This is a genomic window from Mycobacterium farcinogenes, from assembly GCF_019739075.1.
Lineage (GTDB): Bacteria > Actinomycetota > Actinomycetes > Mycobacteriales > Mycobacteriaceae > Mycobacterium > Mycobacterium senegalense.
Genome location: NZ_CP081673.1, coordinates 1303066 through 1326651, shown reverse-complemented (window position 1 = coordinate 1326651; position 23586 = coordinate 1303066). Strand labels below are relative to the sequence as shown.

The window sequence follows — 23586 nt, the reverse complement described above, 5'->3', positions numbered from 1 at the left end:
CCCGGTGTACTCAACCTGCATGCACGCTGTGCACTTCCTGTGAGTTTAGCTGTGACGCGGGTAACTACACTGACGCCATGAACCTCGGCAAGACGCTGGTCCAGGTTGCTACCGCGCCCGTGCGCATCGGGTTGGCCGTGGCCGACGTCGGCCTCGGCATCGCCAACGAGACCCTCACCGCCGTGCAACGCGGCATCGGTGATGCCAATCCACTCACCGGCAGGTCATCGATGGCCTCGCTGTTCGGCATCGATGACGCGGTCGAGCGGGCCAACCGGCTGGCGCGACTGTTGGACGACGACGCCCCGCTGGGGCGGGCGCTGGCACCCGACGGCCCGATCAACCGTTTGCTGCGACCGGGCGGGCTGGTCGATCAGCTGACGGCCGAGGGCGGCATGTTGGACCGTCTGACCGCGGAAAACGGTGCCGTGGCCCGGGCCGTCGCCCCCGGTGGGCTGGTGGACCAGGTCACCATGGAGGGTGGGCTGCTGGACCGGCTGACCACCGACGACGGCGCTCTGTCGCGCGTGGTGGCACCGGGCGGGCTGGCCGACCAGCTGCTGGCCAACGACGGCCTGATCGAGCGGGTGCTGCGTGAGGACGGCGTGGCCGACCGGCTGCTGGCCGAAGGCGGCCTGCTGGACACCCTGACCGATCCCGACGGCCCGCTGCTCAAGCTCGCCGATGTGGCCGACACGTTGAACCGGCTGGCGCCGGGACTCGAGGCGCTGGCACCCACCATCGATGCACTGCACGACGCGGTCATCACGCTCAGCCAGGTGGTCAACCCACTCAGCAGCATCGCCGACCGTATCCCGCTGCCCCGGCGCTCGTCGCGGCGGAGCTCTCCGCGGCCGGTCAGTTCCCAGCGAGTTATCGACGCCGACGACTGACCCGCTAGACTGCTGCCCGCAGGCCCCCTTAGCTCAGTGGTAGAGCAACATACTTGTAATATGTAGGCCATCGGTTCAATCCCGATAGGGGGCTCCACCTTTCGCATCGGCCACTTGTCGGTGCCTGCCCGTAGCTTCCATCCATGAGGCTCTGTCGCGGCTGTAGTTCACCACTCTCAAAGCGCAGCCAAAAGATCTACTGCGGTAATGCGTGTCAGGCAGCCAGCCGCCGAAAGGCCATGACCGAGCGCTGGCTCACGTCCGGCGAGGCCCGAGTCCGCGGCGAGCAAGGCAACTACATCCGGCTTTACCTCATCGAAGCCCAGTCTGGCTGTTGCGCGATCTGCGGCGCGCCCAGCGTGTGGCAGGAGCTACCCCTGACCTTGATCATGGACCACATCGACGGGAACCCGACGAACAATCACCGGGAGAACCTGCGATTGGTCTGCCCGAACTGCGACTCTCAGCTACCCACATACAAGAGCCGCAACCGCGGCAACGGACGCTTCTATCGCCGTCAGCGGTATGTCAATGGGCAGTCGTTCTGACACCCGGCCTCAGGTCTCGTCGGCGATGTTCTCGTGGCTTTCGTGCAGTCCCGGCCCCTCGGGATCCTCGCCCCGACGGTCGAATTCGTCCTGCAGTTCTTCTTGCCCTTCGGTCACTTCACGAGCGTCCTTCGGTATCGGCCGGCCGCCGTCACGTTGATCCATAGACCATGGAGTCACCCGCATGCTCGAAGCTCAAACACCTACACGCGAGTGGTCAGCTTCTTGAATGCCTGGTATTCGCTTTCCTTGTAGGGCCGTCCGTCGGGCTGCAGGAGATCGCTGAACCACACGTTCGGCACTTTGGTGTAGGGCTTGTCCCAGGAATCCCACGGGAAATACGTCTGGGTCTTGCCGGCCACCAGGCCCCAGCTGTAGGCACCGACGTTGTGCCGCTTGGCAACCGGCAGCACACCCTCGACCGTGCTGCCCTGGTCCCGGGCCAGGTATTCGGTGCACAGGATCGGCCGGCCCAGCGGGGCGAGCTCGGCGATGCGGGCCTCGAATTCGGCGGGACCGGCGTAGGAGTGAAAGGAGATCACGTCGGAGTTGTCGAGCTGGAAACTGTCCATCTCGCTTCGGTTTCCGCGATCCCAGCTGCCTTGCCACACTCCACTGGTCAACGGCTGCACGGCATTGACCGAACGCGCCCAGGCGAATACCTGGGGCAGCAAGGCTCCCACCGCGTCGATCTTGTCCTTGCGCTCGATCTTGCGGTACTGCTTGGCGGGGTTGTCCGGCTCGTTCCACAGATCCCAGCCCAGCACCCGGTTGTCGTTGCGGAACTGGCTCATCACCCCGACCACGTAGTCGCGCAGCACGGGGCGGTAACGCGGGTCGTCGATGCGTTGCGCGCCCGGGCTCTGGACCCATCCGGAGTTGTGCACGCCGGGCGTCGGCGCCCGTTGCGCTCCGAGCTGCGGGTTCGGATCCCAGCACGAGTCGAAGAAGACGAACAGCGGCTTGATTCCCTGTCGGGCCGCGATCCCGACGAATTGGGCCAGCCTGCTTTGGAATCCGGCACGGTCCTGGGCCCACAGCAGATCGTGCAGGAAGACCCGGACGGTGTTGAACCCGAGTAGCCGGCATGCCTGCAGTTCGCTGTTGATGCGCCGGGCGTCGTAGGTGGCGGCGGAGAACATCTCGATCTGGTTGATCGCGTTCGAGGTGATGAAGTTGGTGCCGACGAGCCAGCCCTGCGCCTGGTACCACGCGTTGGCGCGCTCAACCGGCCATTGGCCTGGGGCTGCGGTGGCGCGTGGGATTACCGGAAGAGGGGCCAATACTTGCGGGAGAGCCGCTGCTGCTGCCAGTACCAGCGGGATCTTGAGGGCCGTTCGACGGTGCACTTAGTGAACATAGTGGCCCCCGGCAAAGCTCCCCGGCTCACGTATCACATTGCAACCATTGAGGTTTCATATCGTTATCAACCGGCCCGTCAGAGCCGGCCGACGGTGAAGTCAGCGGCCTGCCCCGGCATCCCGTTGAGCACATATGCGGTGTGGGCGAAGTTGGGGACGCCGGCGGGGGTTCCGTCGCAGATGGTGTCGCCGGGCTCGCAGAGTTCGATCGTCTTGTCCTTGTACCGCGGACCGATCACCATCTGCGGTGCGCCGATGTCGCGCATGAACTCCTCGGACGGTGTCCCCAGCAACACCACCGATGCCACGTGGTCGGCGACCTCGGCCGGCATGGGCTCGGGGATGTACTGCTTGTACTCGGCCGGAATACCGTCGGGCACCGTGGCGGCGGTCGTGTAGCCGGCTACCACCGCGCCTTGGGAGTAGCCGCCCAACACCACCTTCGTCTTCGGGCAGTCTCGGGCCGTCGCCTTGATGTGGTCGGCCGCATCGCGGATGCCGTCGACCACTGTTCGGGCGAACTCGATCCGGTCACCGAAGTTTCCGCTGGCCTGGTAGTTGACCGGGTACACCTCCACGGAACGTTCCCCGACGCGGGCACGCAGCGCGTCGACGAAGGACTGCCCCGGTCCGCCGACCCCCGGCGGCTCGTAGGTACCGCGAGCGAAGACCACCTCGACGTCCGGGCACGGCGGTTGCGCCGAGGCGACGGGCATGGGTGCGATCGGAACGGCGCAGGCGGCAATAAGCGTCGCACCCTGAAGCAGTTTGAGGACGTTCATTTCGACTCCACGCCTACCGGATCGTGACGAACGTTACGGTTCCCTATGCTGGCACATTCCAAACGCCGGCAAAAGGCCCAAGTACCCAGGGGAAACTTATTCCAGCGGGACGTCCAGGTAGGGGCGCGGATCAGCCGCACCGGGGCCGTCGAAATGCCACCACTCCCCTGAGTACACGGTCAACCCGCCGGCACCCATCGCCTCACGCAACCGGGTCCGGTTGGCGCGGGCGGCGGGGCTGATTCCGTCGGTTGCGTACGCCCGGCTGCGTTCGGTGAAGTCGTCGAATCCCGTGCCCATCTCGGCCCCGGCGATCGTCACGTCCACGGATCGGCCCGCCTCGTGGCTGCGGGCGTACGGCCCCGGTCGCGCCACCCAGTTGGGATTGGACACCACCTCGAACATCCTGACTTGCACCTCGTGCGGCCTGTAGCAGTCCCAGAACACCAGGGTCTGTGGTCGCAGTACGGCCGCCGCGGTAGCCAACCCGGCGGCCATCGATTCGTGTACCAGGCAGGGCGCCCCGGGAGGGTAGAGCCGCTGCCCGACGAAGTTGTCGGCGGTCGCGTACCGCAGGTCGATCACCGCGTCAGGAACCACGGTGCGCACATCGACCAGTCCGGCGTCGGCGGCCGGCCTGGCAGCCGATGTCGGCGCCAGGACCAGTGGAACGACGACGGCCGCCGTGGTCAGTACCGCGCCCGCACAGGACCGAAATCCTGCGGAAATGACACTCTCTTCTTCAGGCATGTTGCTTTCCGATGTACGATAACCACACTCTTGATACGGCGTCGGAGCCTCCGGCGGCCAATTACTTACGCGCAGAAGTAACCGACGGATTGGAGCGATCCTATGGCGTCAGCCGTACCGGAGACCGTCGCAACCCGCTATGCCGGGCGACGGGTCGAACGGGTCGAGGACACCCGCCTGCTCACCGGACGCGGCACGTACGTCGACGACATCACCCGGCCCGGCATGCTGCATGCCTGCTTCGTCCGCAGCCCCTATGCGCACGCAAGGTTCACTCGCATCGACGCAGCCGCCGCCCTGGCACTGCCCGGGGTGCACGCGGTGCTCACCGCCGCGGATCTCAACCCAGAGGTCAAAGAGGCGTGGCATGCCGTCGCGGGCAAGGACGTTCCCGACACCCCGCGTCCTCCCCTGGCCGAGGGCGAGGTGAAGTTCGTCGGCGATCCGGTGGCCCTGGTCATCGCCGAGAGTCGCTACCTCGCAGAGGATGCCGTCGACCTGGTCGACGTCGACTACGAACCCCTGCCCGCGATCGCCGATTTCCGGCAGGCGCTCACCTCGGAAGTGTCCGTCCACGAAGCATTTCCGGACAACAACGCCGGCGGGATGGCCGGCATGCCGCCCGACGAGGAAGTCTTCGGCTCGGCCGCGCATGTGGTGAAAGAACACATCTATCAACAGATGCACGTGCCGGTGCCCATCGAGTGCCGCGGCATGGTCACCGAATGGTCGGCGACCTCCGGTGAGCTGACCATCTGGGCGTCCACCCAGACCCCACACGAACTGCGGGCGTTCGCGGCCCGCCTGCTCGGCATCCCGGCCCAGCACGTACGCGTCATCATGCGCGACACCGGCGGCGGGTTCGGCCAGAAGGTCGTCCCGATGCGCGAGGACATGTGCATCATGCTGGCCGCACGAAAAGTTTCTTCTGCGACGTCGAACGCGCGATCGGGCACGGCGCTGAAGTGGATCGAAGACCGCCGCGAGAACCTGATGTCGGCCGGCCAGTCCCGCCATGTCGACGGCGACGTGCGGATGGCCTTCGACGCCGACGGCACCATCCTGGCCGCCGACATCGACTTCATCCAGGACGTCGGCTCCTACCCGACCCCATATCCGGTGCTGACCACCGCGGCCATCGGCATGTTCTTCCCCGGCCCGTACCGGGTGCCCAAGGCCAGCTTCAACTACAAGACGGTGTTCTCCAACACCGCGGGCCTGCACGCCTACCGCGGCCCTTGGCAGTACGAAACCCTCACCCGCGAAATACTTCTCGACATCGCCGCGCGCAAGATGGGCGTGGATCCGGTCGAGCTGCGACGCAAGAACCTGCTCCGCCGCGACGAGATGCCGTACTTCAACCCCAACGGCATGCCGTATGACCACGTCGCCCCGATCGAGACGTTCGAGCAGGCGGTCAAGATCCTCGACCATGAGGGCTTCCGCAAGGAGCAGGCCGAGGCGCTGGCCCAGGGCCGCTACCTCGGCCTGGGTTTCTCGGCCTACATCGAGCCGACCGGCGCGGCCACCGGCCACCTGGCCAGCGAGGGCTGCACCATCAGGATGGAGCCGACCGGCAAGATCAACGTTTACGTCAACGGCGGATCGACGGGAAACAGCCTGGAAACCACCGTTATTCAGCTGACCGCCGACGCGCTGGGCGCCGACATCGACGACGTCGCCACCATCCAGGGCGACACCGCGGTGACGCCGTACGGCGCGGGCACCCAGGGCAGTCGCAGCGCCCCGATGACCGCGGGTGCGGTCAACGAGGCCGGCACCATCCTGCGCAAGCAGCTGGTCGCGATGGCCGCGGCCCGGCTGGAGGTGGACGAGTCCGAGATCGAGCTCGGCGGGTCGAAGGCGACAGCCCGCAACGACCCCGAAAAGAGGGTCAGCTTCGCCGATCTGGCCTACCGCGCACACTACGAGCCGCAGATGCTCCCGCCCGGCATGTCAGCCTCGCTGGAGGCGACCGCCCGCTACACCGCCCCGCCGACCGCGCCAATCCACTGGGCCAACGCCACCCACGCCTGCACGTGTGAGGTCGACGTGGTCACCGGGCACGTCACCCTCACGCGCTACATCGTCAGTGAGGATGTGGGCCCGATGATCAACCCCAACGTGGTCGAAGGCCAGATCGCCGGCGGCACCGTGCAGGGCATCGGCGGCGCGCTGCTGGAGAAGCTGTCCTATGACGACGCCGGGAACCCCCTGTCCTCAACGTTTGTCGACTATCTGCTGCCCACCGCCACCGAGGTCCCGACGATCGAGTACGGCCACGTCGAGGTTCCCGGTCCCGGCGTCGGCGGCTACAAGGGGGCGGGCGAGGGCGGCGCCATCGGCTCGACCCCCGCGGTGATCAACGCCGTCAACGACGCGCTGGCCCCGCTCGGCGTCACGCTGACCACTCTGCCCGCCACCCCGGCGGCCATCGTCGAAGCCATCGAACGGGCGCAGGAAACATCAGGAAGGGACAACTGATCGTGGAGCTCAACAACGAATTCCGGGTCGCGGTACCGGCGGCCAAGACCTGGGAGGTGCTCACCGACGTCGAACGCGTCGCGCCCTGCCTGCCCGGCGCCACCCTGCGCAGCGTCGACGGCGACGATTTCACCGGTGCGGTCAAGGTGAAGGTCGGCCCGATCACGGTGTCCTACCAGGGCGATGCAACCTTCCAGGAGAAGGACGCGGCGGCCCAGCGGGTGGTTCTCAAGGCCAACGGCAAGGAGACCCGCGGCAACGGCACCGCCTCGGCGATAGTGACGGCCCAACTGAAGGACGAGGGCCCCGAATCGACCCTGGTGGTGGTCACCACCGACCTGGCGATCTCGGGCAAGGCCGCTCAGTTCGGTCGCGGTGTGCTGGCCGATGTGGCCGGCAGCCTGATCGACCAGTTCGCCCGCAGCCTGGAGGCCGAGCTTCTCGGCGAACGGACGCAGGCTGAAACCGGCTCCGCCGCAACGACAGCCGAGCAGGCGCCTCAGGAGGCCGCCCCGATCAACGCACTGACCCTGGCCAAGATGATGGCGGTGCCGATGGCCAAGCGCTTCGCCCCGGCCATCGGCGCGGTCGCGGCCGCCGGCGTGCTCGGCTTCCTGGTCGGCCGCGCCGGGCGCGGCAAGCGCAAGAGCGCCGGGCTGAGCACCGAGGACCTACACGCCGCACTGCTGCGGTTGGTGTCATGAAGCCCGCCCCCTTCGCCTATCACCGGCCCGCCACCGTCACCGAGGCGGTGTCCATGCTCGGCGAGTACGGCGAGGACGCCAAGGTCCTGGCCGGTGGTCAGAGCTTGGTGCCGATGCTGGCAATGCGCTTGACGCACTTCGACAATCTGATCGACATCTCGCGACTGTCCGAGCTGAACGACATCACGCTGCAGGGCAACGAAGTTCGCATCGGGGCGGCCACCCCGCACGCCCTGGTCGGCCTGGACGACGAGATCGCCGATTCGGTGCCGCTGCTGACCCTGGCGACACCGCATATCGGGCACTTCCAGATCCGCAGCCGTGGCACGCTGGGCGGCGCGATCGCCCATGCCGATCCGGCGGCGGAATACGCGGCCGTCGCGCTGGCGCTCGACGCGACGATCGAGGCCACCTCGTCGCGCGGCACACGCGAGATCCCGGCCACTGAATTCTTCACCGGCCTATGGGAAACAGCGCTGGCCTCCGACGAGATCCTTACCGCGGTGCGCTTTCCGGTGGCAACGGGACGCAGCGGGTTCGGGATCGCCGAGTTCGCCCGACGCCACGGCGATTTCGCGATCGCCGGCGCCGCGGTCGGAATCGAACTCGACGAGGACGACCGGATCACCCGGTGCGGCATCGGACTGCTCGGGCTCGGCTCCACCCCGCTGCGGGCCACCCCGGCCGAGGAAGCGGTGATCGGCACCCCGATCGGTGGTCTCAGTGCCGAAGAGATCGGCAAACTGGCGCTGTCCGAGCTCACCGACATTCCCGCCGACCTGCAGGGTTCGGCGTCGTACCGGGCCCGGGTCGGGGCCGCCATGGTCTCCCGAGCCTGGACGCAGGCAACCACCCACGCCGAGGAGGCGCTCAATGCATGAACTGCCGGTTGCGGTTTCGGTCAACGGGCGGGACTACCAGGGTGTGGTCGAGCCCCGGGTCACGCTGGCCGACTTCCTGCGGGACAACTGCGGTCTCACCGGTACCCACCTCGGCTGCGAGCACGGCGCCTGCGGCGCCTGCACGGTCCTGCTGGACGGGCAGGCCGTCCGGTCCTGCCTGGTGTTCGCAGTCCAGGTGGACGGCCAGGAGGTGACGACGGTCGAGGGTATCGCCGGCCCCGACGGCGAGTTGTCCCCGGTGCAGGCCGCACTCAAGGAGTGCCACGGCCTCCAGTGCGGCTTCTGCACACCGGGTTTCGTCACCTCGATCACCGCGATGCTGCGGGACAACCCGAACCCCACCGACGACGAGATCCGCGAAGGGCTCTCGGGCAACTTCTGCCGCTGCACCGGGTACCAGGGCATCGTGAACGCCGTACACCGGGTCTGCGGAGCCGGGGAACCCGAGGCCGAGCTCAAGCCGCTGGCCCAGCAGTAGCTCTACCCTCCCGCCGCCGACACAGTCGGTAATAGTGGAGGCATGAAGATCGGATTCATCGGCCTGGGCAACATGGGCGCGGCGATGGCCGCCAACCTGCTCTCCGCCGGGCACGAAGTCACCGCGTACAACCGCTCCCCCGACAAGGTGGCCGCGCTGGTAGCCCGTGGGGCCCGCCCGGCCTCCTCGGTAGGCGAGGCTTGTCAGGGCGACGCAGTGATCACCATGCTGGCCAACGACACTGCGGTCGAGGCGGTGACATTCGGAGATCACGGAATCCTCGCCTCGCTGCCTGAAGAGGCAATCCACGTCTCGTCGTCGACAGTGAGTACGGAGCTGGCCGAACGCCTCGCCCAGGCCCACGCCGATGCCGGCCAGGGTTTCGTCGCCGCCCCGGTGTTCGGACGTCCCGAGGCCGCAGCGGCCGCCGAGTTGTTCGTCGTCGCGGCCGGAGCCTCAGCCACGATATCCACCGTGACCCCGGTGTTCGACGCGATCGGGCAGCGCACGTTCGTGCTCGGCGAGGACCCGCGTGCCGCGAACCTGGTCAAGATCAGCGGCAACTTCCTGATCGCCTCGGTGATCGAAACCCTCGGCGAGGCAATGGCGCTGGTGGGCAAGGCCGGCGTGGACAAACAGCAGTACCTGGAACTTCTGACCTCCACACTGTTCGATGCCCCGGTGTACCGCACCTATGGCGGGCTGCTGGCCCGTGAGGAGTTCAGCCCGGCCGGCTTCACCGCCACTCTCGGCCTCAAGGACGTCAAGTTGGCGCTGAGTGCCGGCGAGGAGCTACAGGTGCCGCTGCCCGTCGCCAGCCTGCTGCGGGACCGTTTCCTGACCCTGCTGGCCACCGGCGGCAGCGATTTGGATTGGTCGGCGGTCGGTGCGCTGAGCGCGTGGGAGGCCGGGGCCCAACACCCGGCCTGACCCGTTACTCGGCGACGACGCCGCGCAGGCCGTCGACGCCGTACAACGGCTCGAGCATGCCCGAGATGTCGGGACCACGGCGCAGCGCGTGCCCGCCGTCCACCCCGATGGCCTGACCGGTGATCCAGCCCGCGGCGTCGCTGAGCAGGAACACCGCCAGGTTGGCGATGTCCTCGACCTCACCGAAGCGCGGCATGGGCGTGCAGGCCTCGTAGTCGTCGCGGGCCGCGGGCAGCTCGAAGACCGGGCCTACCATCTCTGTGCGGGTCAGGCCGGGCCGAATGCTGTTGAACCGCACCGAGGAAGGCCCGAGCTCGTCGGCGGCCAGTTTGAGCAGATGGTCGAACGCCGCCTTGCTCACCCCGTATGCGCCAAACCAGCGGTGGGTGTTGCTCGAGGCGATCGAAGAAATGCCGACGAAGGAGCCTCCGCCACCGCGGACCATCTCCCGGCCCGCGTGCTTGATCAGGTACATCGTTCCGTTGACGTTCAGATCGACGGTCTGGCGCCACAGTTCGGAGTCGATCTGGGTGATCGGACCGATGGTCAGCGACCCGCCCGCGCTGTGCACCACGCCGTGCAACCGGCCGTGCCAGGCGGTGGCCGCGTCGACCGCACGGCGGACCTCGTCTTCGTTGGTGACGTCGGCAGGCTCGTAGCGGACCGATCCGGGACCTTGGGCGTTCAACTCGTCAGCGGCGGCGCTGAGCTTGTCGGCATTGCGCCCGATGAGCAGGGCGTTGCCGCCGGCGGCGACGATGGCTGCTGCGGCACCCTTGCCGATGCCGCTGCCGCCGCCGGTGACCAGATAGGTCCGATCCTCTAACGAAATCTGCATCGTCATGGTGTATCACGCCGGGCGGGCTTGGGAGCCCCCAATGTCCGCCAGTCGGGAACATCCGGCGGCATCCCCACCGGCCAGCGATTCTCGTTGGCCGACGCCCAGTGCGCGTGCCCGAGTTCGTGGATGTGGAAGGCGTGACGCAGAGCTTCGGTGAAGCCCATCGCGTCGCTGGCCGCGTTGACCGAATCTTTGACCAGCAGAGCCGCCATCGTCGGACGCTCGGCGATGCGCCGGGCGAATTCCAATGTCTTGTCTTCGAGTTCGTCGCGTGCGAAAACCTTGGACACCATGCCCAGCCGGTATGCCTCGTCGGCGTCGATCGAATCACCGGTCAGCAGTAGCTCTTTGGCCTTGCGAGCACCGAATTCCCATGGGTGGGCGTAATACTCGACGCCCGGCATGCCCATCCGCACTCCGACGACGTCACTGAACTTGGCGTCGTCGGCCGCCACGATCAGGTCGCAGGCCCAGATCAGCATCAGGGCGGCCGAGATCGCATTGCCCTGCACCTGGGCGATGGTGATCTTGCGCAGATCGCGCCACCGCCGGGTGTTCTCGAAGTAGAAGTGCCACTCCTGCAGGTAGGTGCGTTCGGTGACACCGGCGGCGGTGGCACCGTGCGAACGGAAGGTCGGGTGTTGGCCCGGTCCCGGTTGACGCTCGGCCAGCGCCTCTTCGGAACCGAGGTCGTGCCCAGCCGAGAAGTTCTTCCCGCGGGCAGCCAGAATCACCACGCGGACCGCGTCGTCGGCCTCGGCGCGGCCGAACGCCTCGTCGAGTTGCACCAGCAGGGTGCGCGACTGAGCGTTCTGAGCACCCGGACGGTTCAGCCAGATCCGGGCGATACGTCCGTCGTCGAGCGTCTCGTATTCGACCTGGCGGGCTGTGTCGTCGGGACTGACCATTTCGGACCACCTCTTAGGCACGGTAAGTAGTTACGGAATGCACATTACGTGCATCGGGTAACCGTGCTCACACCGGGATCACAGCTACCATTCAGAGAGCTCACAGCACAGCCGGAGACACCCGCGGGGCCCAGCCTGATCACCGCCTGTTTTCCCTTGCGGGGCGTAGACTTCCGATATGTGACGATACGGCTGCCAAATCGCCCTGAGGCCGCTCCATTCGGTCGTACAGCAAAACACTCAGCGTTCTAGAGAAAGCACGGCAATGGCCCTCCTCTCGCTCACCGCCCGCCGCTTCACCGTCGCGGCTGCCATCGCCACGGCCATCGCCGCGGGCCCGGCCCTGACGGCGCTGCAGACGCCCTCTCAAGCACTGGCCTCATGCCCGAACGGGGAGACCGAGGACACCTTCACCAACGTGTGCGTCCCCGACCTCGTGCCGAACTCACCGGGCAACTTCGGCAGCGTCGCGGGCAATCCGGACCTGCCCGCGGTCAACGCGCCCGATGGTGGCGGCTCCATCCCGTGCACCGGCGCCAACTCGGGTGAGTGCATCGGCCTGGCCGAGGAGCAGCAGGCGCAGGGGCCGCAGCCGGTCCCCGAGTCCACCGTCGGCAGCAGCCCGACGGTGCACGGTTCCATCGGCTGACACAGCGCCACGGCAGAGACCACACAGTAAATCCTCAGCAGTCCTAGACTGCTGAGGTGAAATTCGTCGCGCCCGTCGCCCTGTCCGTCGCCGGCGCCGGTTATGTGCTGTCCCTGTGGCTGGGTTCGCCCGCCGCTCAGGCGGCGTGCACCTCCGGCGAGGAAGAGGACGTCTACACGACCACCTGCACCCCTTTTCTGGTGCCGAATTCACCGTCGCCGTTCAGCGGCATCCCCGGCAATCCCGACTTGCCTGCGGTCAATCTCCCCGGCGGGGGCGGAGCCATCCCGTGCACCGGCCACAATGCCGGCGAATGCATCGGCCTGGCCGAGGAGGACGCCGCCGAAGGCCCGCAACCCATTCCGCGCTCAACGATCAGTGCCAGCCCGTAGCGCTTCGGAAACGGGTTCTCAGCCAACTTCGAGATCGGATGCAGATATCTCACAGCATCCATAGAATTCCACCAACGCAACAACCGAATACCTAGAGAAAGCGTGACGATGGCTACCTTCCCGATCTCGATGCGACGACTGATCTTTGCCGGCGGATTTGCACTCGCTGCGGCCGCCGCCCCAGCGATCGTCGCGTTCTCCGCCCCGCTGCCCGCCGGCCCGGCCGTCGCATGCCCGAGTGGTGAAGAAGAAGACCTCTACACCGGCAACTGTGTTCCGCACACCGTGCCGAACTCCCCGGGCAATTTCGGCAGCATCGCGGGCAACCCGAACCTGCCCGCGATCAACGCACCAGGCGGTGGCGGCTCCATCCCATGCACCGGCGCCAACTCGGGTGAGTGCATCGGCCTGGCCGAGGAGCAGCAGGCGCAGGGGCCGCAGCCGGTCCCGGAGTCCACCGTCGGCAGCAGCCCGACGGTGCACGGTTCCATCGGCTGATGGCGTGGCGCGACCGGGGTTCTCCCGGTCGCATACAGTTGTGTCATGCCTGCGAAATCTGAAACCGCCGAGATCGACGACGTCGAGCCTCTCGCCGACAGCACCGCCAGCCAGGCCCGCCGCGTCGTCGCAACCTACGCCGCCGACGCTGACGAGTGCCGGATGTTCCTGTCCATGCTCGGCATTGGGCCCTCGAAAACCGAGGCGTAAATGAGTCCGGATGGCGGCCCCAAGGCCGCCTCCGGTAGCTCCGACTTTGTCGTGGTGGCCAACCGGCTGCCCATCGACATGGAGCGGTTGCCGGATGGCAGCACAACATGGAAGCGCAGCCCGGGCGGGTTGGTGACCGCGCTCGAGCCGCTGCTGCGTAAGCGCCGCGGGGCGTGGATCGGCTGGGCCGGTATCCCCGACAGCGGCGAGGAGCCCATCGTCGAGGAAGATCTGCAGCTCTTCCCGGTGGAACTGTCCGCACAGGACGTCGCGGACTATTACGAGGGGTTCTCGAACGCCACCCTGTGGCCGCTGTACCACGACCTCATCGTCAAACCGGTCTACCACCGCAAGTGGTGGGACGCCTACGTCGACGTGAACCGGCGTTTCGCCGAGGCCACGGCCCGGGCCGCCGCGCCCGGTGCCACGGTCTGGGTGCAGGACTATCAGCTGCAGCTCGTGCCCAAGATGCTGCGCATGCTGCGCCCCGACCTCACCATCGGCTTCTTTCTGCACATCCCGTTCCCACCGGTCGAACTGTTCATGCAGATGCCATGGCGCAGTGAGATCGTCGAAGGCCTGCTCGGGGCGGACCTGGTCGGCTTCCATCTGGCCGGCGGCGCACAGAACTTCCTGGTCCTGGCACGGCGCCTGATCGGGGCCAACACCTCACGCGCCTCGATCGGCGTGCGCTCGCGCTTCGGTCAGGTGTCCTACGGCTTCCGCACCGTCACGGTCGGAGCCTTCCCGATCTCCATCGACTCGGCTGATCTGGATGCCAAGGCGCGCAACCGCGCGATTCGGCAACGCGCCCGGCAGATCCGTGCCGAACTCGGCAACCCACGCAAGATCCTGCTGGGCGTCGACCGGCTCGACTACACCAAGGGCATCGACGTGCGGTTGCACGCGTTCTCCGAGCTGCTCGAAGAGCAGCGGGTGAAACGCGACGACACCGTCCTGGTCCAGTTGGCGACACCAAGCCGCGAGCGGGTCGAAAGCTACAAGGCGATGCGCGAGGACATCGAGCGCCAGGTCGGGCACATCAACGGCGAGTTCGGCGAGGTCGGCCACCCGGTCGTGCACTACGTTCACCGCCCGGTGCCGCGCGACGAGCTCATCGCCTTCTTCGTCGCCGCCGACGTCATGCTGGTCACCCCGCTTCGCGACGGGATGAACCTGGTGGCCAAGGAGTACGTGGCCTGCCGCAGTGATCTCGGCGGGGCTTTGGTGCTGTCCGAGTTCACCGGCGCGGCCGCCGAGTTGCGTCAGGCCTATCTGATCAACCCCCACCATCTCGAGGGCGTCAAGGACGCCATCGAAGCCGCGCTGGAGCAGAGCCCAGAAGAGGGCAGGCGGCGGATGCGGGCCCTGCGCCGGCAAGTGCTCGCCCACGACGTCGACCGGTGGGCCCGCGCGTTCCTCGATGCGTTGGGTAACGCGAACCCGGCGTGACCGGCGAACCCGGCGTGACCGGCGGGCCGCGCTAGATCGGGTTGATCGCGTTGATCAGCCAGTCCTGGCCGACCTTGCGGTAGTCCACCTTCAACCGGCTGCCGTCGTACAACGGCTGGCGGGACTGGTCGGTCACCGTGCGGTTCATGTACACCAGCACCGATCCCGACTCACGCTCCGCGGCCATCACCCCGACGCCGACGATGCTGATCTGCACCACGAGCTGACGCTTACGGGCCTCGGGGATCACCTTGGCGGTGGCGTCTTCTTCGAACTTCTCCCGAAAGCCCGGGGCGAGCAGGGGGTAAGTCTCGGTCAAGCTGCGCTCGACGGTCTGGTAGTCGTAGCCGAACACCTTCGGGATCTGTTCGGCCGCGACGGCCGGCAACTCGGCCCGGGCGATCTCCTGGCCGCGTTGCACCACGCGGTTCCAGTACAACGATCCGCCGACCGCGCCGAGCGCGACGAAGGCCACCGTGAGGAGGCCGATCAGCAGACCAACGAGCTTAGAACGCATCAGTTTCCACCGTCTGGGTACTTGAGGTCGTATCCGGTCATGTGCCCGTTGTCGTCCTCGTGAACGATCACCCGCAGCCGGTACGGACGGGTCGGGGAATTGACCCCGTCCATGTCGCTGACCGTGACGCGCACCGCCACCAGCACCGAGGCATTACCGGCGATCTCATCGACCTTCTCCAGCGCCGCGCCGTTGACCACGGCTTCCGAGCTGGCCTGGGTGTCACGGAACAATGCCTTGAGATTGTCGGCGTTGTTGCCCTGACTCATCATGTCGCGCAGCGGCCCGCTGGTCCCGTCGATGAAGCGCTTCACGCTCTCATCGATGGTGTTCTGCGTGTAGGTGAACATGTTGATCACGGTCTGCTTGCCGGTGTCGACGAAGCGTTCGTTGCGGGCCTGCGCATTCTCAACACCGCGCTGCTGATCGCTCATGACGTAGGCCAGCGTGCCCAGCGCGGCGGTGGCCACCGCCAGCACCAGGGCCGCCACCACCGCCACGAGCCGACTGTGAGCACGGCGGCGCGGCGGCGCCTTCAGCGGGGTGAGCTTCGGCGCTCGGGCCGCCGTGGTGGTCGACGAATCGACCACCACCGCGGGTGAGGTCACCTCCACGGCGGTCGCGGCCCCGGTCGGGCCGGCCGCCCTGGACGCGCGCCTACGCGCCGGCCTCTTGTTTGAGGCCGTTTCTTCCGTCATCAAGCCTGCCTTGGATCCAGCATCAGGTCTACCCAGGTTTCCGCGGGTGCCAGATCGTCGGCGCCGGCTGCGTACACACCGGTGCCTCCGTCGGCGTCAGCGAAAACCCCACTGTGCTGATCGTAGGTGCCCGTTGCGGGTGCGCTGGCCAGAGGTGGTGCCTCGGCCGGCAACGGTGCATCCGGAGCCGGCGCCGGTTCGGGTGCGCCCGGAGGCGTCCGGCCGTACGGCGGCACGATCTGGTCCGGCGGCGCGAAGTACGGCCACGGCGGGGGCTGCGGGCCCGGCTTGTTCGGCGGCACCGGCAGCGGGAACGGCGCGTGCGGCGCCGGGCCCGGCCCCGGCTCCACGCCCGGCGGCAGTTGCACCACCGGCGGGCCCGGATCCGGATCGACCTGAGGCGGGATCATCGGGAACTTGTTGGGCGGCAGGATGTTGCGGCCGTCCTCGATCGGGGTGCCGTACGGGACCGGCGGACCGCGCCACGGGTTGGAGCCCACCGGGATGTAGCCCTTGGGATCGCGGCACAGCTGGATGGTCGGGGCCCGCTTGCCGGGGAACTCCTGGCACGGGTAGTTGCGCGCACCACGCACGACCGCCGGGTCGTTCTGCGCGGTCTTGCAATACAGATCCGTCGGCAGATTCCGCAGGGTCAGGTCGGCCGGGGACCGGGTTTGGGTCGGCGGCAGGAAGCCCGTCAGGCACGGTGGCGCGTCACCCAGGTCGACCTTGAAGTCGAGCTTGCCGCCCTCGTCGGCCGGCACACCACCGGCCACGGTGTTCAGCGCGGCCATCAGGGCCGGGAAGATCACCAGGGCCTGCTCGAGCGACTTGCTGTAGATCACGCCGATGCGGCCGAAGTTGGCCAGGTTGGCCGCCAGCACGGGGAACGTCGGCCGGATCCCGCTGAACGCGGTGTTGGCTGCTTCGGTGGTGCCCGGAACCGTCTTGAGCGTCGTCCGCAGCTGCGGGTCGGCCTTGTTCACCTCACCGGTGAACCGGGCCAGCCCGTCGGCCAGGGAGCGGATGTTGTCACCGCTGCGCATCTGCGCTTCCAGGAAGGGCCCGGCTTGGTCGATCAGCTGGGTGGTCTCACCCGAGGTGGCATTGGCCTCGTCGATCAGCAGGCGCGAGGACTCGATCAGCCGCGCGAGTTCGGGTCCGGATCCGTTGAAGGCCTTGAAGCTCTCGCGCAGCAGATCCTGCAGGCGGCTGTTGCCGATGCTGTTCACCAGGGCGTCGGCCTCGTGCAGCAGGCCCGCGATGTCCTGGCCGACCCGGGTGTTCTGCTGATCGATGGTCCCGCCGTTGCGCAGCTTGTCGGTCGACGGCGATTCCGGCGGGATCAGGTCGATGTACTGCTCGCCCACGGCCGAGACGCTTTTCACCGTCGCGGTGACGTTCTGCGGGATCGCCGTGCCACTGTTGAGCTGCATCCTGGCGACCACACCGTCGGGAGCCAGGCCGACCGAATCGACCCGGCCGACCGTCACCCCGCGGTAGGTGACGTTGGCGTTCTCGTAGATCCCGCCGCCGGCGAGGAATTTGGCGTTGACGTGGTAGGTGCCGATCCCCACCGCTGCAGGCAGATGCAGGTAGAACAGCGAAATAGCACCGACGGTCAGGACGGTGACGATCCCGAAGATCATCAACTGCATACGGGTCAGCCGGTCGATCATTACGGCTTCTCCTCGTGCTGGGTGGCGGTTCCGGCGGGGATCTTGAACGGGTCGGCGGCCTGTCCGGACAGGTTCGCCATCGAGCCCGTCAGCCAGTCCGGTGGGTTGATCACTTCGCTGAGGTGCTTCATGTTCGGATCGAATCCGCCCGTGGTGAAGATCGACTCACCGAACCGGCGCAGCGTGAGATCGAAGGTGACGAACACGTTCAGGTAGTCACCGCGGACCGCGTTGCGCAGGTACTTGTAGTGGAACGGGAAGGTCGGCAGGAACTCCAGGTCCTTGATGAAATCGTCGGCGTTGTCGTTGAGCGCCTTGATCGCCGGGTAGAGATCCTTCATGTCGGCCGCGAAATCGTCCTTGGTCTCCGACAGGATGCGTGAACCCACCTCGGCGAAGCCGCGTAGCGCGGTGAACGCCTCGATGATGCTGGAGCGGTTCTCGTTGAGCACCTTGAGCGCCCCGGGCAATGTGTCGAGGGTGCGGCCCAGATTGTCCTTGCTGCGAGCCAGGATCGAGGCGAACCGGTTCAGCCCGTCGGCCGCGGCGATGATGTCGTTGGTCTGCTGGTCCAGCGACGAGGTCAGCTCGGCCAGCCGTGGGATCAGCTCGGCAAAGCTGCCGGCCCGTCCGGCCACCGCGGCATATGCCTCGTCGGTGATGTCCTGCAGCGCACCGAGATTGCCCTTGTTCACCACCATGCCCAGCGAGGACAGCACTTCCTCGGTCGTCGGGTAGCGGCTGACCTTCGACAGCGAGAGGCTGGACCCCTCGCGCAACTGCCCCTGTGGAGGCTCGTCGACCGGCTCTGAGAGTTGTACGTGCTGAGAACCCAGAAGAGACGTCTGCGCAACGCGCGCAACGGCATTCGCCGGGAGCTTGACGTCACCGTCCAGCGACAGCTGGACCGCCGCATAGAAGGTTCCGTCCGGGCGCTGCATGGCGTCCAGGCCGGACACGCTGCCCACCGTGACGTCGTCGACCATCACCGGTGAGTTCTGCGGCAGGGTCGCCACATCGGGCAACTCCACGGTCACCGTGTAGGACCCCTTGCCGTGGCCGGCGGTGCCGGGCATGTTGAGCGAGTTGAGCCCACCGAACTGGCAGCCGGCCAGCAGCATCGCCCCACTGCCGATCGCCAGCGTGCGTCCGCCGAACCGGGATGCCTTACCCCTCAATGCTTTACCCCTCGTCATCCGCCGGCACCAGCCTCAGCAGGAGCAGGCGCGGGCGCGGCCTCGGGCCCTGGTGCCGGCGCGGCAGGCGCGGCCGCAGGTCCGGGCGCAGGACCGACTCCTGTTCCGGGTGCGGGTGCGGGTGCGTCTGGCGGCAGGATCAACGAACTCAGCGTCGCGTCATGCGGGATCTGCGGCGGCGTCACGCCCGGGTTGTTCTGCCACTGCAGGTACGGCACCGGCGTCTCCGACTTCGCCTCGGTCTGCGGGGTGTCGTAGATGATCTGCCCCTTGTAGGCCGTGATGCTGTTGACCGGGTGGAACAGCACCGGCGGGTAGTTCATCGTGATACGCCGCAACACGGGACCCATCCGCTGCCGGCAGATCTCCGCGCGCTTGTAGTTGTCCGGGTTGGCACCGATGTCGAACGTGCCACCGCAGATGAACTGTGTCGGGTTGGCGAAGTTGGGCAATGACAGCAGACCACCGACGGTGCCCTGGGCCGGGTTGTAGATGTTGTAGAAGTTCGCCAGGCCGTTGGGCGTGACGTGCAGGATCTGCTCGATGTCGTCACTGTGGTCGGTCATGATCTGGGTGAAGTCGGCGAGCTTGCCCACCTGGGCGATCAACGCATCGTTGTTCTCGTTGAGGAAGCCACGGACGTCGCCCAGTGCCTGGTTCAGGGTGGCCAGCGTCTGATCGAGACCGTTGGAGCTGTCGGCCAGCACCTGCGACACGGACGACACGTGATTGGTGAACTGCACGATCTGTTCGTTGCTGTTCGACAACGCGTTGACCAGGACCTGCAGGTTCTTCACCGTGCCGAAAAGGTCGGTGCGGGAATCACCCAACCGGCCTGCGGTCTGGGACAACTCACGTAGTGCGTTGCGGAAGGAGTCGCCGTTGCCGTCGAACGTGGTGGCCGCCTGGTCGACGAACGCCGCGATCGGGCCCTGCACCGAGTTGGCCGTCGGCCCGAGTTGCGAACTGAGCTGGGTGAGTTGTTCTTTGACCTCGTCCCACTCGACAGGGACGCCGGTGCGGTCCAGGCCGATCGATGCGCCGTCGGCCATCACGTCGCCCTCGGTGTAGGCCGGTGTCAACTGAATGAACCGGGCCGACACCAGGTTCGGCGACAGGATCAACGCCTTGGCATTCGCCGGAACTTTGATGCCCCGGTCCAGCGTCATCTCGATCTTGACGTCGGACGGCCGCGGTTCGATCGAATCGATCGTGCCCACCGGCACACCGACGATCCGCACCTCGTCGCCCGGGTACAGCCCGACCGCGTTGGTGAAGTACGCCGTGAGCTTGGGGCCGGTCCGCGACGGCCACACCTGGTACACACCGACGGCGAGGACGGCCAGCAGTAACGCGGCCAGCCCGACACGCAGCCACCGGTTGCGACCGGACACTGAACTCTCTTGTGTCATGGCGATTTCGGCCTAACGATCGTGCGTTCGGAGATATAGCCACGCAGCATGTCGGCGAGGCTGTCAGGCAGCTTCCCGGGCTGGAAGTAGGTATCGAGCAGAACCTCGGACATCGACGCCGGCGGCAGGCCGTACAGGTTGATGTTGAAGCCCGGACCGTTGCCGACCACCTCGGCGAGCGTGGTCGCGTACGGCGGCAGGCGGCGCAGCGCCTCGCCGATGTGCTCTTTGCGTTCCAGCAGGTTGTCCATCACCAGGTTGAGCTTCTCGAGCGCGGGCTTGAACTCCTTGCGGTTGTCCGCGACGAATCCCGAAAGTTGTTTGGACACATCGTCGATACCGGCGATCAGGTTGCTCAGCGCCTGCCTGCGCTCGTCGAGCGCGGCGAACAGCTGGTTGCCGTCGGTGACCAGCTGGTTGACCTGCCCGGCCCGCGCGGCCAGCAGATCCGAAACCCGCTTGGCGTGGGCCAGCAATCCCTCGAGGGCCTCATCGCGCTTGTTGATGCTGCGCGACAGGTTGGCGACGCCGTCCAGCGCACCTCGCAACTGCGGCGTGGCATCGCGCAGCGTGTCGGTCAAAGTCTGGAGGGCTTGCTCGAACTTCGGCTTGTCCAGTTCGGAGACGTTCTGCCCGAGGTCCTGCAACGCCGTGTTGAGCGTGTAGGGAGTCGTGGTGCGTCCCAACGGGATAACCGTCGACGTTCCGCTGCCCTTCGGCGTCACCGACAGTGACTTCTGCCCGAGCACCGTTTCCGTCTTGATCGCCACCAGCGATTGATCGCCGATTTTGATGTTGCGATCCACCGTGAAGCTGACCTTGGCGGTATCGCCGGCCAACGCCACGTCGGTCACCTTGCCGACCGCGATGCCGGAGACGTTGACGTCGTTGCCCGGATCGATCCCGCCGGCGTCGCTGAAATACGCCTCGTACTTCTTCCCCTGCGGGAAGAAAGGCAGCCCGGTGTAGCCGAAGGACACCAGCACCACGCACACCACCAGGGCGATCCCGAAGATCCCGGTGCGTAGTGCTGTGTCGCCGTCGCGCTTAGCCATTGTCCGAACACCTCCCCTTCGACGGGTCCGACGGGCCGCCGAACGGAATCAGGATGTCGCTGCCTGCCGGACCGTTGACCTTCATCCGGATCGAGCAGTAGTAGATGTTGAAGAACGAACCGTAGGCACCGAGCCCGTTGAGCCGCAGGTAATTCTCGGCGAGCGGTTCGATGACCTTGTTGACGTCGGCCTTGCGTTCGTCGAGGCGCTGAGCCAGTGGGCGGGCGTTCTCGATCACGCCCTGCAGCGGGCGACGCGACTTCTCCAGCATGTCGGTCAGATCGTTCTCGGCCGAGGCCAGTGGTCCGATCGCACCGGCGATTGGGTCACGCCCCTCCGACAGGCCGGAGATCAGCTTCTGCAACTCGTCGACGCTGGCGTCGAACTGCGCGCCCTTCTCGTCCACCGTGCCGAGCACCGTGTTGAGGTTGGTGATCACGTCACCGATCAGCTGATCGCGGGCGGCCAGGTTCTGGGTGAACGCGCTCGTACTGGTCAGCATGTTCGCCAGCGCCCCACCCTGGCCCTGCAGCATCTCGATCACCGCGTTGGAGATCTCGTTGACCTTGTTGCCGTCGAGGCCCTTGAGCACCGGACGCAACCCGCCCAGCAGTGCGTCGAGGTCCAGCGCCGGCTGGGTGTTCTGCTGCGGGATGGTTGCACCGGGCGGGAGCTTGCGCAGCTCGCCCGGGCCCGACGTGATCTCCAGATACCGGTCGCCGACGAGGTTCTCATAGCGGACCTTCGCCTGGCTCGACGTGTACAGCTGGTAGCGCTTGTTGATGTCGAACGCCACGTCGACGGTGTTGTCCGGGTTGAGCTTGACCGCGTTGACGGTGCCGACCGGGACGCCGGCGATGCGGACGTCCTGGCCGGCCTTCAGCCGGGACGCCTGGCTGAATGTGGCGTGGTAACCGTTCTCCGAGGCGAACCGGAATTCGCCGAACACCACGACCAGCATCGCCGCCACCAACAGCATCGCGATGGTGAAGATGCTGACCTTGAGCATGGTCCGGTCAGGACGCGCACTGGACGCCATCAGAAGCGATCCCTCTCCGCGAACGCACCATTGAACAAGAACTGCAGCGTCGCCGGAGCGTCGAACTGCACCTCGGTGTTCGGTTGGAACGGCACATAGGCGTTGTCGGTCACCAGGAACGGCGAGTGGTACCAGCTACCGCCGTATTGCTTCGACGGAATGTTCGGCAAGCCACGGCAGTTGGGGCCACCCGACGCGTTCACGATCGGCAGGCTCTCCGGATAGGTGTAGGCGGGAGAGCCGGGCAGGAAGTTCGACGACACGAACAGGCCGGGTCGGATACCGCCGATGATCGGCGCGAACCGGTCCACCGCAACCGAGGTGCCCTTCAACACGCAGCCGAACTCCGGCGAGTAGTCGCCGGCCACCTTCAACGGGGCGCGCAGTCGCTGAATGGCGGCGATGTAGTCGTCGGCGGCCGGCTGCAGGGTCGCGGTGCCGTTGTTGGCCAGACCGGTCGCGGCCAGCAGTGTGGCGTTGAGGTTGGCCTGCTCGTCGACGATGGTCTTGTTCAGGGCAGGCACGTTGTCGACCACGCGGGCCAGATCCGGCCCGGCGTCACCGTAGATGTTGGCCACCACGGCGGCCTTGGCGAAGTCCTCGCGCAGGGTCGGAAGCTTCGGATTGATCTGGGCCAGATAGCCGTTGAGGCCCGTGATGGCCGCACCGAGGTCGTCCCCATGGCCGCGCAGACCCTCGCCGAGCGCGGTCAGCGTGGCGTTGAGGCTGACCGGGTCGATCTTGTTGAGCACATCCGACAGCGTCTGGAACAGGGTGTTGACCTCGAGCTGCACGTCCTTGGCGGCCACGGTGCTACCCGGGCGCAGCGACGTCGCCTGCGGCTTGTCGGGCGGCAGGAACTCCACCGACTTCGCACCGAAGATCGTGTTGCCGGCGATCCGCACGGTGGCGTTGGACGGGATGTACCGCATCTCGCCGCGCTTGATGGACAGCGTCAGCTTCGCCTCGTGGCCGGCGTAGGCGATGTCGGTGACCTTGCCTATCTGAATGCCGCGGTACTTCACCTTGGCATCGCGCTCCATCACCAGGCCGGCCCGCGGCGCGGTCAGGCTGACGGTGTCGGTCGGCACGAAGGCGGCTGTGTACGACAGGTAGGTGAAGACCACCGCCGCCGCCACGATAGCGGCCAGGATCGCGGCGGCGATCCTCACATGGCGGCGGTGCTTGGAGTTTGCGTCAGACATAGA

The 23586-nt window shown here is 66.8% G+C and carries 25 protein-coding genes and 1 tRNA gene; 13 read left to right on the top strand and 13 right to left on the bottom strand.

Translation table 11 applies throughout. The features are described 5' to 3' along the window. The first annotated feature begins 77 nt into the window (after positions 1-77). The 3 genes from K6L26_RS06045 (at position 78) to K6L26_RS06035 (ending at position 1441) form a co-directional block, all read left to right on the top strand. Positions 78-893, top strand: a complete 816-nt coding sequence (locus K6L26_RS06045) for a hypothetical protein (RefSeq protein ID WP_064897036.1) — start codon at positions 78-80, stop codon at positions 891-893. A 22-nt stretch (positions 894-915) separates the two neighbouring features. After that, positions 916-990 (top strand) — tRNA-Thr (locus tag K6L26_RS06040). Positions 991-1036: 46 nt separating this feature from the next. Beyond that, the gene (locus tag K6L26_RS06035) at positions 1037-1441 is read left to right on the top strand and encodes an HNH endonuclease signature motif containing protein (RefSeq protein WP_043368095.1); all 405 of its coding nucleotides are present in this window, start codon (positions 1037-1039) and stop codon (positions 1439-1441) included. A 203-nt stretch (positions 1442-1644) separates the two neighbouring features. On the opposite strand, the gene K6L26_RS06030 is transcribed toward K6L26_RS06035, so the two are convergent. The 3 genes from K6L26_RS06030 to K6L26_RS06020 form a co-directional block, all read right to left on the bottom strand. Continuing rightward, on the bottom strand, positions 1645-2790 hold the full coding sequence (locus tag K6L26_RS06030; RefSeq protein WP_055117755.1) for a glycoside hydrolase 5 family protein: 1146 nt from the start codon (positions 2788-2790) through the stop codon (positions 1645-1647). Positions 2791-2879: 89 nt separating this feature from the next. Continuing rightward, positions 2880-3584, bottom strand: coding sequence for a cutinase family protein (locus K6L26_RS06025; protein WP_019344274.1), 705 nt, complete (start codon positions 3582-3584; stop codon positions 2880-2882). A gap of 96 nt (positions 3585-3680) precedes the next feature. Further along, entirely contained in the window at positions 3681-4334 is a 654-nt protein-coding gene (locus K6L26_RS06020) for a M15 family metallopeptidase (protein ID WP_064897034.1), read from the bottom strand. 102 nt (positions 4335-4436) lie between these two features. On the opposite strand from K6L26_RS06020, the gene K6L26_RS06015 reads away from it, so the two are divergent. Genes K6L26_RS06015 through K6L26_RS05995 form a run of 5 tightly spaced genes read left to right on the top strand, consistent with a single transcriptional unit; the run spans position 4437 to position 9832 of the window. Next, entirely contained in the window at positions 4437-6818 is a 2382-nt protein-coding gene (locus K6L26_RS06015) for a xanthine dehydrogenase family protein molybdopterin-binding subunit (RefSeq protein ID WP_019344272.1), read from the top strand. Between the two features lie 2 nt (positions 6819-6820). Next, the gene (locus K6L26_RS06010) at positions 6821-7522 is read left to right on the top strand and encodes an SRPBCC family protein (RefSeq protein WP_019344271.1); all 702 of its coding nucleotides are present in this window, start codon (positions 6821-6823) and stop codon (positions 7520-7522) included. Continuing rightward, positions 7519-8403: an FAD binding domain-containing protein gene (locus K6L26_RS06005; RefSeq protein ID WP_019344270.1), complete on the top strand. Its 885-nt coding sequence runs from the start codon at positions 7519-7521 to the stop codon at positions 8401-8403. Before K6L26_RS06010 ends, K6L26_RS06005 begins: the two co-directional genes overlap by 4 nt. Continuing rightward, entirely contained in the window at positions 8396-8902 is a 507-nt protein-coding gene (locus tag K6L26_RS06000) for a (2Fe-2S)-binding protein (protein WP_019344269.1), read from the top strand. Before K6L26_RS06005 ends, K6L26_RS06000 begins: the two co-directional genes overlap by 8 nt. Before the next feature lie 42 nt (positions 8903-8944). Continuing rightward, entirely contained in the window at positions 8945-9832 is an 888-nt protein-coding gene (locus K6L26_RS05995; RefSeq protein ID WP_019344268.1) for an NAD(P)-dependent oxidoreductase, read from the top strand. Between the two features lie 4 nt (positions 9833-9836). Here the strand turns inward: K6L26_RS05995 and K6L26_RS05990 are convergent, their stop codons facing one another. Next, complete coding sequence (locus K6L26_RS05990) at positions 9837-10670, bottom strand: SDR family oxidoreductase (RefSeq protein WP_036392880.1); 834 nt, start codon at positions 10668-10670, stop codon at positions 9837-9839. A 2-nt stretch (positions 10671-10672) separates the two neighbouring features. Continuing rightward, positions 10673-11581 carry an enoyl-CoA hydratase gene (locus K6L26_RS05985; protein ID WP_019344266.1) on the bottom strand — a complete coding sequence of 303 codons (909 nt, stop codon included), beginning with the start codon at positions 11579-11581 and terminating at the stop codon, positions 10673-10675. Between the two features lie 265 nt (positions 11582-11846). On the opposite strand from K6L26_RS05985, the gene K6L26_RS05980 reads away from it, so the two are divergent. The 5 genes from K6L26_RS05980 to K6L26_RS05960 all read left to right on the top strand — a co-directional run bounded on the left by K6L26_RS05980 (position 11847) and on the right by K6L26_RS05960 (position 14782). Further along, the gene (locus K6L26_RS05980) at positions 11847-12230 is read left to right on the top strand and encodes a hypothetical protein (RefSeq protein WP_047038988.1); all 384 of its coding nucleotides are present in this window, start codon (positions 11847-11849) and stop codon (positions 12228-12230) included. A 104-nt stretch (positions 12231-12334) separates the two neighbouring features. Then, positions 12335-12622 (top strand): hypothetical protein, encoded by a 288-nt coding sequence (locus tag K6L26_RS05975; RefSeq protein WP_085980542.1) that lies wholly within the window; start codon positions 12335-12337, stop codon positions 12620-12622. A gap of 108 nt (positions 12623-12730) precedes the next feature. Next, positions 12731-13120, top strand: coding sequence for a hypothetical protein (locus tag K6L26_RS05970; protein ID WP_036391795.1), 390 nt, complete (start codon positions 12731-12733; stop codon positions 13118-13120). 45 nt (positions 13121-13165) lie between these two features. Continuing rightward, on the top strand, positions 13166-13330 hold the full coding sequence (locus tag K6L26_RS05965; protein ID WP_019345941.1) for a hypothetical protein: 165 nt from the start codon (positions 13166-13168) through the stop codon (positions 13328-13330). Next, complete coding sequence (locus K6L26_RS05960) at positions 13331-14782, top strand: alpha,alpha-trehalose-phosphate synthase (UDP-forming) (protein ID WP_064897032.1); 1452 nt, start codon at positions 13331-13333, stop codon at positions 14780-14782. Between the two features lie 31 nt (positions 14783-14813). Here the strand turns inward: K6L26_RS05960 and K6L26_RS05955 are convergent, their stop codons facing one another. From K6L26_RS05955 to K6L26_RS05920, 8 genes are read right to left on the bottom strand one after another with little or no spacing between them, the layout of a single operon-like run. Continuing rightward, a complete protein-coding gene (locus K6L26_RS05955) occupies positions 14814-15299 on the bottom strand; it encodes a hypothetical protein (protein ID WP_064900098.1) in 486 nt (161 codons plus the stop codon). After that, the gene (locus tag K6L26_RS05950) at positions 15299-15997 is read right to left on the bottom strand and encodes an Rv1363c family protein (protein WP_047038992.1); all 699 of its coding nucleotides are present in this window, start codon (positions 15995-15997) and stop codon (positions 15299-15301) included. The genes K6L26_RS05955 and K6L26_RS05950 overlap by 1 nt, the downstream gene beginning before the upstream one ends. After that, entirely contained in the window at positions 15997-17676 is a 1680-nt protein-coding gene (locus tag K6L26_RS05945; protein WP_047038994.1) for an MCE family protein, read from the bottom strand. The genes K6L26_RS05950 and K6L26_RS05945 overlap by 1 nt, the downstream gene beginning before the upstream one ends. After that, positions 17676-18872, bottom strand: coding sequence for an MCE family protein (locus K6L26_RS05940; protein ID WP_047038997.1), 1197 nt, complete (start codon positions 18870-18872; stop codon positions 17676-17678). Before K6L26_RS05940 ends, K6L26_RS05945 begins: the two co-directional genes overlap by 1 nt. Then, positions 18869-20284, bottom strand: a complete 1416-nt coding sequence (locus tag K6L26_RS05935) for a virulence factor Mce family protein (RefSeq protein WP_043368613.1) — start codon at positions 20282-20284, stop codon at positions 18869-18871. Before K6L26_RS05935 ends, K6L26_RS05940 begins: the two co-directional genes overlap by 4 nt. Further along, entirely contained in the window at positions 20281-21339 is a 1059-nt protein-coding gene (locus tag K6L26_RS05930; RefSeq protein WP_019345603.1) for a virulence factor Mce family protein, read from the bottom strand. The genes K6L26_RS05935 and K6L26_RS05930 overlap by 4 nt, the downstream gene beginning before the upstream one ends. Next, complete coding sequence (locus K6L26_RS05925) at positions 21332-22378, bottom strand: MCE family protein (RefSeq protein WP_043368615.1); 1047 nt, start codon at positions 22376-22378, stop codon at positions 21332-21334. The genes K6L26_RS05930 and K6L26_RS05925 overlap by 8 nt, the downstream gene beginning before the upstream one ends. Next, a complete protein-coding gene (locus tag K6L26_RS05920) occupies positions 22378-23583 on the bottom strand; it encodes an MCE family protein (RefSeq protein WP_047039002.1) in 1206 nt (401 codons plus the stop codon). The genes K6L26_RS05925 and K6L26_RS05920 overlap by 1 nt, the downstream gene beginning before the upstream one ends. Positions 23584-23586 lie beyond the last annotated feature (3 nt).

Excerpts from the sequence above, each read along its gene's own strand:
- K6L26_RS06000 (WP_019344269.1), top strand. The coding sequence starts at position 8,396 with ATGCATGAACTGCCGGTTGCGGTTTCGGTCAACGGGCGGGACTACCAG.
- K6L26_RS06020 (WP_064897034.1), bottom strand. The coding sequence starts at position 4,334 with ATGCCTGAAGAAGAGAGTGTCATTTCCGCAGGATTTCGGTCCTGTGCG.
- K6L26_RS05945 (WP_047038994.1), bottom strand. The coding sequence starts at position 17,676 with ATGATCGACCGGCTGACCCGTATGCAGTTGATGATCTTCGGGATCGTC.
- K6L26_RS05920 (WP_047039002.1), bottom strand. The coding sequence starts at position 23,583 with ATGTCTGACGCAAACTCCAAGCACCGCCGCCATGTGAGGATCGCCGCC.
- K6L26_RS05985 (WP_019344266.1), bottom strand. The coding sequence starts at position 11,581 with ATGGTCAGTCCCGACGACACAGCCCGCCAGGTCGAATACGAGACGCTC.
- K6L26_RS06015 (WP_019344272.1), top strand. The coding sequence starts at position 4,437 with ATGGCGTCAGCCGTACCGGAGACCGTCGCAACCCGCTATGCCGGGCGA.
- K6L26_RS06025 (WP_019344274.1), bottom strand. The coding sequence starts at position 3,584 with ATGAACGTCCTCAAACTGCTTCAGGGTGCGACGCTTATTGCCGCCTGC.
- K6L26_RS06005 (WP_019344270.1), top strand. The coding sequence starts at position 7,519 with ATGAAGCCCGCCCCCTTCGCCTATCACCGGCCCGCCACCGTCACCGAG.
- K6L26_RS05950 (WP_047038992.1), bottom strand. The coding sequence starts at position 15,997 with ATGACGGAAGAAACGGCCTCAAACAAGAGGCCGGCGCGTAGGCGCGCG.
- K6L26_RS05965 (WP_019345941.1), top strand. The coding sequence starts at position 13,166 with ATGCCTGCGAAATCTGAAACCGCCGAGATCGACGACGTCGAGCCTCTC.
- K6L26_RS05995 (WP_019344268.1), top strand. The coding sequence starts at position 8,945 with ATGAAGATCGGATTCATCGGCCTGGGCAACATGGGCGCGGCGATGGCC.
- K6L26_RS05940 (WP_047038997.1), bottom strand. The coding sequence starts at position 18,872 with ATGACGAGGGGTAAAGCATTGAGGGGTAAGGCATCCCGGTTCGGCGGA.
- K6L26_RS05980 (WP_047038988.1), top strand. The coding sequence starts at position 11,847 with ATGGCCCTCCTCTCGCTCACCGCCCGCCGCTTCACCGTCGCGGCTGCC.
- K6L26_RS05935 (WP_043368613.1), bottom strand. The coding sequence starts at position 20,284 with ATGACACAAGAGAGTTCAGTGTCCGGTCGCAACCGGTGGCTGCGTGTC.
- K6L26_RS05990 (WP_036392880.1), bottom strand. The coding sequence starts at position 10,670 with ATGCAGATTTCGTTAGAGGATCGGACCTATCTGGTCACCGGCGGCGGC.
- K6L26_RS06035 (WP_043368095.1), top strand. The coding sequence starts at position 1,037 with ATGAGGCTCTGTCGCGGCTGTAGTTCACCACTCTCAAAGCGCAGCCAA.
- K6L26_RS05970 (WP_036391795.1), top strand. The coding sequence starts at position 12,731 with ATGGCTACCTTCCCGATCTCGATGCGACGACTGATCTTTGCCGGCGGA.
- K6L26_RS05960 (WP_064897032.1), top strand. The coding sequence starts at position 13,331 with ATGAGTCCGGATGGCGGCCCCAAGGCCGCCTCCGGTAGCTCCGACTTT.
- K6L26_RS05930 (WP_019345603.1), bottom strand. The coding sequence starts at position 21,339 with ATGGCTAAGCGCGACGGCGACACAGCACTACGCACCGGGATCTTCGGG.
- K6L26_RS05925 (WP_043368615.1), bottom strand. The coding sequence starts at position 22,378 with ATGGCGTCCAGTGCGCGTCCTGACCGGACCATGCTCAAGGTCAGCATC.
- K6L26_RS06045 (WP_064897036.1), top strand. The coding sequence starts at position 78 with ATGAACCTCGGCAAGACGCTGGTCCAGGTTGCTACCGCGCCCGTGCGC.
- K6L26_RS05955 (WP_064900098.1), bottom strand. The coding sequence starts at position 15,299 with ATGCGTTCTAAGCTCGTTGGTCTGCTGATCGGCCTCCTCACGGTGGCC.